This is a genomic window from Mesorhizobium sp. M1423 (assembly GCF_040317575.1).
Classification (GTDB): Bacteria; Pseudomonadota; Alphaproteobacteria; order Rhizobiales; family Rhizobiaceae; genus Mesorhizobium.
In genome coordinates this window covers 147,217-153,216 of record NZ_JAMYKU010000019.1, presented here as the reverse complement: position 1 = coordinate 153,216, position 6,000 = coordinate 147,217, and the positions used below count along the sequence as shown (strand labels likewise).

Here is a 6,000-nt window from a genome sequence, read left to right as displayed (position 1 = left end):
CGTGCACGGCGTCAAACGTGTCGTCGATGTCGAGCACGATCCGCTTCGGAATCTGCCAGAAGGAGGCGCAGTAGAGGTCGACCATGTCACCGTGTTCGAATAGGAAAGATCGGAGCCGGGCACTGCTTTGACGTAGCCCGAATCCTCAGTGACGACCCCCAACGCACGCAGGCGGATCTGTCAAGGGCTTGGCGCTTCCGTGACCGAGGCTCCTGCCTGCGGGACGCTCGCGGCTTGCGCAAGGTCCGCCGCGACGGCCTGGTGTCCCATCACGATGAGGACAACGGCCGCTGTTAGTCCCCGTGCCGCGCGCATTCGCTTTCTCGCCATGATATTGGTTTCCTTGCTCTTCAGAACGAAAAGTCTTGCTCGAATTGCGTGAGATTGGCAGAGCGCTCATGCGCAGTTTGCGTGGGACCGCGCACATATTATTGGCGCCGTGCTCGCAATCATCGACCTGTACTCACCTATTGAAACGTTGCTCTTTGTCTGGGTCCCGCCCACCTATCGAACGCCATCGGCTTGCCAGCCGATCGCACTGCGAAGGAAATTGGTGCCCAATGCAATGAATGCGGCCCGCTCCCGATTGTTCTTGCCGTAGCCGTGCCCGCCCGCGCCGGCCTCGTAGAAGTAAGCGGGATAGCCAAGAGCCTGCAGCTTTGCCGCCATCTTACGCGCGTGGCCCGGGTGGACCCGGTCGTCCCGCTTCGTGGTGGCAAGCAGGATCGGCGGATAGGGTTGTCCCGGCGTTGCGGCGTGATAGGCGGAGATTTTCCTTTAGGAAACCCATCCCTCCGGCTTGTCGGGATCGCCATATTCGTCAATCCAGCTCGCGCCCGCCAAAAGCTTGGTGTAGCGGCGCATATCGATAGCGGGACTGTGCAGAACAGCGCGCCGAAACGCTCAGGATAGCGGATAAGCATATTGGCGATCAGAAGGCCGCCATTTGAGCCGCCCTCGGCGGCAGTCCGCCTCGGTAGCGTAATGCCCCTCCGCACGAGGTCGGCGGCAACGGCGGCGAAATCGTCATGGGCGAGACGCTTGCCCGCCCTGCGCCCCGCCTCATGCCAACGGGTGCCGAACTCGCCGCCGCCCCGGATGTTCGCCACCACGCACGTGCCGCCGCGTTCGAGCCACAGCTGGCCGAGCGAGGAGTTGTAGTGGGGCAGGACCGATTTGCCGTACCCGCCGTAGGCGGTGAGGTGAACCGGGGCATCCCCGTTCCCATTCGCCGGACCGACCTGCGTATAGGGGATCATCTCACCATCGGTCGAGACTGCCTCGTGGCGCGTCACCACCAACCCGAATGCGTCGAAATTCTCCGGGTCGCGCTTCAGGATTACTGGAGCGCCAAGAGGAGGCGCGGCATTGAGGTCTAGTAGGAGAAGCTTCCGCGGCGTGATTGGGTGCTGAGCCGAAATGAGGACCTCTCCATTGACCTCGTGACGTTCCGCATCGAGCGACCGAAGGTGAACAGTCCCTTCGGCGGGCACGGTGTCCAGCGCTCGGCGCGTCCATTCCTGGCGGTCGAGGGTGAACATCTCGAAACGCGGATCGAGGTTGACGAGGTAGGAGATAATGAGCTTCCCGTTATTCCAGGAGAATGACTGCAGGGAGCGCCCGTCGCCTGGTTCAAAGAGGATGGCAAAACTGCGGTCGCCGGCGATGAAAGAGGAAAGCGAGATACCGATCAGCGCGTCCGCGGCATGGGTCATCCCTCCCACTGTCCATGGCTTGCGCGGCTTTACCGCCAGCCAGTCGCCGAAGCCGCTCCACGAGCCGTCCCGAGGAAGATCGATCCGCATCTTCGGCCCGCTCCTGTCACCGATTCGGCCGATCTTCTCCAAGAAGGTCGACTGCTCGATGAACCAGAGGCGCTCGCTCTCAGCGGTGCGGTCCAAATGGCCGGACACGCCGAGGGATTCGGAACCGGTCTCGAAGATTACCGGCGCGGTGAGCGGATCCGCGCCACGCTTCCACAGCCGTACGGTGCGCGCGTAGCCGGAGCGGGTGGCCATGCCATCACCAAACGCACTAGAAAGCAGAAGCTTGTCAGGGTCGAGCCAATTAACCCCGCCCTTGGCCTCCGCGAGGTTGAAACCGTCGGCGACGAAGCTAAGAGACTCCAGATCGAATTCGCGATTCACGACCGCCTCGCTGCCGCCGCGCGACAGGCCCAGAACGGCTCTTTCCCGTCTCTCCGGCTCAAGGGACGCGCCGCGCCAGATCCAGTCCTCGGTAGCGGCGAGGGCGTCCAGATCGAGCAGTAGCTCCCAATGGGAATCCACTTTCATGTAGGCGGCAAGGGTGGTCCGGAGCCACAGTCCGCGCGGATTCCCGGCATCTTGCCAGAATTGTAGAGGTACGGGCCGCGGCGGGTGATCAAGGGGAATCTTGTCAGGACGGTCGAAGATTGCTGTCAGGGCGTCACGGTCGCGATCGAACTGCGTTACACCGAAGTGCCCCAGGGTTCTGGCCGACTGGCTGGCGGCCCAGGCAAGTGCCCGTTCGCCTTCTACATCTTCGAGCCAAAGATAGGGGAGACGCAGAGGCCGGTGCGGTTCCCTAAAAGCAGGTTGATCCGGTCAGTCCGCCTTGCCCGAACAGCCCCATCGTCTCGCGCACCAGCGCCGCCAGCGTCGCCACCACGTTTCGTGCCGGACCTCCCGCGCCGACCACCTCGGCAGGCACACGGGCGCCATTCAACCGCGAAACCGGATTCGTCATGCCGTCCATACAGTGACCGGATCCCACCCCGTCAACGTCAACGATATCCCACAAACCTTTTGTCCGAAGCCGGACAAGAATATCGGAAACCCGACTAAACGGTCGGGCGGGCCGGGTGGTGATGTGGACGCTTAGTGCAACTCCCAACGGTGCGCCAGCCGGCACGTAAGTTGCGTGGGTCACGGCCGATGGCTGCAGCTCCGTCGCGGAGCCTAGTGGCGGCTCATCAGTCTCGCTTTTAACGCGAGTAGACTGGCGGCAGTTCTTCATGGGCCAGAGGACGACGTGGATATCCGGTCGTTCGGTTCGCGAACAGCCGATCTGATTGGATTGTTCAATGGCCCATCGCTATTATAATCTCCCGTCCCTCGCGGTCCTAACTGCCCTTGAGGTATTCGAGGCATCGGCACGTCATCTTTCGATCGAGCTTGCAGCTTCCGAGCTGAACCTGACAGCGGTAGAGATTCGTCGGCAGATCAAAGTCATTGAGGACGAGCTCGGTGTTCCGCTGTTCGTGAGGCCAGGAACCGGCGTGGTGCTTACCAGCGCTGGCAAAGACCTCTACACCGAGCTGGCAAGCATTTTTTCCAAGGCGTCTGATGCGGTCAAGACCATTAAACGTGGCGGTCGTTCCCGGATGTCACAATTGCCTCCACCGATGCGTTCGCGTGGATCTGGCTGATACCGCGCATGCCGTCGCCCCGCGCGCCTTTGCGTCGCCCGAAGTATAGGGTGCGGCTATCGCCAGCCATTATGGGTTCGGACGATGTTTGCTGGACGTGACCATCTAATATCCGATTGGCAAAGCGGATGCGAAGCGCGAAGGAGAAGACGTAACCTTATCGCCATTGCCGGTGTCATTCGGCCGACGATGGAAGCTGTCGACACACTCGCCGAGGAAGGCATTTCGGTCGAAGTGATCGATCCACGTACGTTGAAGCCGCTCGATCATGAGGCCATCAAAACGTCAGTCGCCAAGACCGGACGGCTTGTGATCGTTGAGAACGCGCACCGCGTCTGCAATGTCGGAAGTGAAATCGCCGCGGTGATGGCGGAGGAGGCGTTCGATCTGTTGAAGCGCCCGATCCTGCGGGTGAGCGCTCCAGATATTCACGTACCCTTCAGTCCGGCCCTCGAGAAGGATTTCTTGCCAACGAAGGATCACACCATCGCCGCCGGACGGCGGCTGCTCTGACATCTCAAGTCTCCGACAGAATGGACTTCATTCTACCCTCCAGTGGAATGTGAGCCTGATTCGAAACTCGGTTTCGCACGACGCGAAGCTGCTATGCGGCGAAGCATGAGGCGGATCGACACGCTGAAGATGCACGCCTCGGCGCTGGATGGTAGCCTCGAAGTCCTTGACGAGCGGGCGCCACGTCCCAGCCAGGCGCTCGATTGCCACAGGTAACGACGGCGACTTTGCCTGATAGCCGATTCCTCAAAAATTCCTGCTATCCTGCCGTGAAGCCGCCATCTATTGGAACGGCAACGCCCGTGATGTGCCTGGCTTCCTCGCTCGCGAGGAACACCGTCAAGCGCGCAATTTCTTTCGGACTCGCCACGCTGCCCTGGGGTATTGAATCAACATGCCTTTGCAGGACCTCATCCACGCTAACTGGCTCGCTGTGGGCAGACACAAGCATGGGCATATTAACGGCGTCAGGGCAGACGGCATTGATGCTGATTTGCTCTTTGGCGTGATCAAGGGCCATGGCGCGTGTCAGCAGAACGACCGCGCCCTTGGCGGCATAATAGGCCGCCAGCCCGGAACAGCCAACCAGCCCCACATTCGAGGCTATGTTCACAATGCTGCCGCCTCCGGTCCTCCTCATAGACTTCACTGCGGCGCGGCTGAAGTAGAACACACTGTTGACATTGGCGTCGAATGTTTGGCGCCAATCGTCATCCGTGGTATCGACGGCGCTTCCACGCCCGATGATCCCGGCGCTGTTGACCAAGACGCCGACTTTTCCGAACCGCGCTACGGTGGACTTGATCACCTGATCGGCGAAGGCGGAGTCAGCCACATCGCCCAGCACTAATTCGACCGGACAACCCAGCTTCTCAACCGTCTCGAAGGCTCGTTGGCCCCTCTCCCGATCGCGGCCGACCAATACGAGTGAGGCCTTTGTCGCGGCGAAGGCCTGGACAATGGCCTCTCCTATCCCCGACGTTGCGCCAGTAATGATAACTACCTTCTTGAAATGCGTCATGTAGTGATTGATCCTTGGACACGATCACAAATCCTAGTGCTCCCGCCACAAATATTCATTTTGAAGTGCGGTGAGCCGTTGCCGTAAAATTTCTGCTGACTAGTTCGCAGTATCGCAGGCACGAGATACGAGGACTCAAAGACGGTGACCTGCCACTCTTCGATCCAGAAGCGATTAGAGGCTCGGCCGTTTTTGTCACGCTATAGGGCTCAGGTTGAGCAGCGGGCAGAGGCGCGAAGCGTCGTTGAGGCAGCGTCGGAGCCCGACTGCGGTGAAGACCTCGGCGAAGCCCCGGGGTTGTAGTCTTCCGCCCATTCGGCGAAGGCGCTGCAGGCGTGATCGAGGCCCAAGAACAGGCTTTCCTTCAAGAGCTCATTCCGCAGGCACCCGGAAGACCCAATAGTGTGCGTCCTCCTCGGCGACGTATCTGCCGTTCCTCAGACACTGTGCCGGTATAAGGACGCCCTCATCCTGCAGGCGCCGTACCTCGCCTTCAAAGGATGTCGTCTCCGCGTAGCTCTTGCGGGTGCTTGCAATGACGAAGCCGTTCGGGCGGGTGACGCGAGCCAGCTCGCGCAACCCATCCGGTCGGACGTGTCCGAGCGTGAGGACGCCGGAGCAGACGGTCAGGTCATAGCTCGCGCTGGAATAGTCGGAGAGCTGCCCGTTAAGGTCGACATCGCCTCGGGCATGGCGGTAGACGCCGGTTTGCCGGGCCTTTTCGGCCATCTCTTCGGAGAGATCGAACCCGTCAATCAACCGAAAGCCGAGGCGTTCCAGTTCCACGCCGACGAGCCCTGTTCCGCAGCCAGCGTCCAGGATTGCGATGGCGTTTCGCTGCCCGTCCAAATAGGCCGTCTGCACGGCGCCTGCCAGTTCCGCCACGATCACCGGCCCGCGGTACCCGACGTGGCCCTGATCCCGATCGAAGGAGTTCGCCCATCCGCAATATAAGTCGGCCAAGCGACCGGCGTCGCCATCAAGGGCATGGGATGCCTTCATGCGCTCTCGTGCGGCTTGCTCCGTTGCTGTCTGCTGATCCAGGGTGTTCACAACA

At 60.9% G+C, this 6,000-nt stretch carries 6 protein-coding genes and 1 pseudogene; 2 read left to right on the top strand and 5 right to left on the bottom strand.

The window, feature by feature from the left end; translation table 11 throughout:
• Window positions 1–84 precede the first annotated feature (84 nt).
• The 3 genes and pseudogenes from NKG95_RS23065 to NKG95_RS23055 form a co-directional block, all read right to left on the bottom strand.
• A pseudogene (locus NKG95_RS23065) lies at window positions 85–330 on the bottom strand (OmpW/AlkL family protein); the annotation flags it as partial.
• 137 nt (window positions 331–467) lie between these two features.
• Window positions 468–2,549, bottom strand: a complete 2,082-nt coding sequence (locus NKG95_RS23060) for a prolyl oligopeptidase family serine peptidase (protein ID WP_502913979.1) — start codon at window positions 2,547–2,549, stop codon at window positions 468–470.
• A gap of 16 nt (window positions 2,550–2,565) precedes the next feature.
• Entirely contained in the window at window positions 2,566–2,736 is a 171-nt protein-coding gene (locus NKG95_RS23055) for a hypothetical protein (protein WP_353042647.1), read from the bottom strand.
• A 328-nt stretch (window positions 2,737–3,064) separates the two neighbouring features.
• Here NKG95_RS23055 and NKG95_RS23050 point away from each other — a divergent pair, with 328 nt between their 5' ends.
• On the top strand, window positions 3,065–3,409 hold the full coding sequence (locus tag NKG95_RS23050; RefSeq protein WP_353042646.1) for a LysR family transcriptional regulator: 345 nt from the start codon (window positions 3,065–3,067) through the stop codon (window positions 3,407–3,409).
• Window positions 3,410–3,493: 84 nt separating this feature from the next.
• On the top strand, window positions 3,494–3,922 hold the full coding sequence (locus tag NKG95_RS23045; RefSeq protein ID WP_353042645.1) for a transketolase C-terminal domain-containing protein: 429 nt from the start codon (window positions 3,494–3,496) through the stop codon (window positions 3,920–3,922).
• Between the two features lie 259 nt (window positions 3,923–4,181).
• On the opposite strand, the gene NKG95_RS23040 is transcribed toward NKG95_RS23045, so the two are convergent.
• Window positions 4,182–4,943, bottom strand: coding sequence for an SDR family NAD(P)-dependent oxidoreductase (locus tag NKG95_RS23040; RefSeq protein WP_353042644.1), 762 nt, complete (start codon window positions 4,941–4,943; stop codon window positions 4,182–4,184).
• 372 nt (window positions 4,944–5,315) lie between these two features.
• Window positions 5,316–5,996 (bottom strand): class I SAM-dependent DNA methyltransferase, encoded by a 681-nt coding sequence (locus NKG95_RS23030; protein WP_353042643.1) that lies wholly within the window; start codon window positions 5,994–5,996, stop codon window positions 5,316–5,318.
• Window positions 5,997–6,000 lie beyond the last annotated feature (4 nt).